The organism is Bradyrhizobium sp., from assembly GCF_016462955.1.
In the GTDB taxonomy this organism is placed as follows: Bacteria; Pseudomonadota; Alphaproteobacteria; order Rhizobiales; family Xanthobacteraceae; genus Bradyrhizobium.
The window spans coordinates 1-2,408 of record NZ_JAEMSD010000356.1 but is presented as its reverse complement, the minus strand read 5'-3'; the positions used below and the strand labels follow the sequence as shown (position 1 = coordinate 2,408).

At 65.9% G+C, this 2,408-nt stretch carries 3 protein-coding genes; 1 reads left to right on the top strand and 2 read right to left on the bottom strand.

All coding sequences use genetic code 11. The annotated features are described in order from the left end of the window. Window positions 1–60: 60 nt before the first annotated feature. A complete protein-coding gene (locus tag JHD07_RS27955) occupies window positions 61–1,188 on the bottom strand; it encodes an HlyD family secretion protein (RefSeq protein ID WP_291627935.1) in 1,128 nt (375 codons plus the stop codon). A 133-nt stretch (window positions 1,189–1,321) separates the two neighbouring features. Beyond that, window positions 1,322–2,074, bottom strand: a complete 753-nt coding sequence (gene nth, locus JHD07_RS27950) for an endonuclease III (protein ID WP_291627933.1) — start codon at window positions 2,072–2,074, stop codon at window positions 1,322–1,324. Between the two features lie 22 nt (window positions 2,075–2,096). On the opposite strand from nth, the gene JHD07_RS27945 reads away from it, so the two are divergent. Continuing rightward, on the top strand, window positions 2,097–2,408 hold a 312-nt coding region (locus JHD07_RS27945; protein ID WP_291627931.1), incomplete at its 3' end, for a DUF2244 domain-containing protein.

Below are 2,408 nucleotides of genomic sequence, written 5' to 3'. Positions count from 1 at the left end.
ACCGCGAACAGCGGCTGCGGCGCGACGCCGCCGCGCGAGAGCGGCTCGCGGCTGGCATCGTCATTTTCGGCCATTCGCAGCCTTCGTGTCGATACTGGTGACCACCGACATGCCCGGAACCAGCCGCTCCAGCAGCGGCTGGTCGCCATCGAACTGAATGCGCACGGGAATGCGCTGCACCACCTTGGTGAAATTGCCCGTTGCGTTGTCGGGCGGCAGCAGCGCCACCTGCGCACCGGTCGCCGGCGCAATGCGCTCGACCCGGCCGCGCAGCTTCTCGCGCGGAAAACTGTCGATTGTGATCTCGACCGGCTGGCCCGGCGCCACGTGCGTGAGCTGGGTCTCCTTGTAGTTCGCGATCACATAGACCTTGGGCAGCGGCACCACGTTGATGAGGTTGGTGCCGATATTGACGTAATCGCCGGGCTGCACCTGGCGCTCGCCGACGACGCCGTCGAACGGCGCGGTGATCTTCGTGTATCCAAGCTTGAGCTTCGTACCCGCCAGCGTCGCCTTGGCCGCCTCAACATCGGCAGCGCGCTGCTTCCTGGTGCCTTGCAGGACTTCGAGCTGGTGCTGCTGGGCCGCGATCACGGCGCGGCTCGCGCGCACGTCGGCCTGTGCCTTGGCGTAGGCGGCGACCGCCTGCTCGAGGCGCTGGCGCGTGCCGGACTCGGTCTGCGACAGCGATTGCTGTCGCTGCTGCTCCTGCCGTGCCTCGACCTCCATGGCCTCCGCAGACAGCCGCGCGGCCTGCGCCTGCGCGATCGTCGCATATTGCAGCTCGATCTGGTTGGCGAGATTGTCGAGCGCGGCTTGCGCCGCGGTGACTGCCGCTTCGGCCTGCGCGACCTGCGCCTCGTAATCGGCGGGATCGATCTGGATCAGAAGGTCGCCGGCCTTGACGCGCTGGAAATCGGTGACCCCCACGCTGAGCACTTCGCCCGAGACGCGGCTCGATAGCCGCGTCAGCTCGGCACGCACATAGGCGTCGTTGGTGGTCTGGACCACTGCATTGCCGACCCATTCGTCGAAGCGCAGCGTTGCCAGCGCGACGAAAGCGAGGGCAACGACGACCGCAAACAGCGGGATCGCGAGCCGGCTCCAGAGCGGCGCGGCCGGCCCCTGCGTCGGGTTGGGCGGCGGGGCCGGTGATGCGGGTGGTGCGTTCTGTTCTTCCTGACTCACGAGATCACCTCAACCCGGCGCTACCAAAACACAAATTCCACCCTGACTTTCCGGGGCGACGCGTCGCATCGAACCGGAATCTCCAGACTCCGGATCCGATCCTTTGGCTCGTCCCCGAATGACGGTCATTAGATCACACCGTCTTCTCCGGCCAGCGGCAGAGATCGTTGATCAGGCACACCTCGCAGCGCGGCTTGCGCGCGAGGCACGTATAGCGGCCGTGCAGGATCAGCCAGTGATGGGCGTGCAGCATGAACTCGGCCGGGATCACCTTTTCCAGACCGAGCTCGACCTCCAGTGGCGTCTTGCCCGGCGCCAATGCGGTGCGATTGCCGACGCGGAAGACATGGGTGTCGACCGCCATGGTGTGCTCGCCGAAGGCCATGTTGAGCACGACGTTGGCGGTCTTGCGGCCGGCACCGGGCAACGACTCGATCTCGGCGCGCGTGCGCGGCACCTCGCCGCCGAACTCGCCGAGCAACTTGGCCGACAGCGCGATCACGTTCTTCGCCTTGGTGCGATAGAGGCCGATGGTCTTGATGTAGTCGCGCAAGGACTCCTCGCCGAGATCGAGCATCTTCTGCGGCGTGTCGGCGACCTCGAACAACGCGCGCGTCGCCTTGTTGACGCCGGCATCGGTGGCCTGCGCCGACAGCACGACCGCGACCAGGAGCGTAAAGGGATTGACGTGCTCCAGTTCGCCCTTCGGTTCCGGATTGGCCTTGCGAAAACGGCTGAAGACCTCGCGAACTTCGGCCGGCGTCCAGGGCTTGATGGCCTTGAGCGATTTCCGGGCTGAAACGTTCGGCTTCGCGACGGCCGCTTTTGCCTTCTTCTTCGGCACGGGCGCTTTGCGCGGCGCCAGCTTGCGGGTGATTTTCGCCATGATCGGGATATACTGAGGGACGATGAGCACAGGCAACGAAATTGAGGGCCGCGATTCCGGGGATCCGCGCGACGTGCAGATCTTCTCCGCGCGGCTGACGCCGCATCGCTCGCTGAACCGCACCGGCTTCCTCGCCGTGATGCTGTTCGTCAGCGCGGTCAGCTTCGTTACCGGCCTCGTCTTCCTGATGATGGGGGCATGGCCGGTGTTCGCCTTCTTCGGCCTCGACGTGCTGGTGATCTGGTGGGCCTTCAAGGCCAATTTCCGCGCCGCGCGCGCCAGCGAGGAGATCGTCGTCACGCCGTCGGAGCTGCGCGTTCGCCGTGTCAGCCAT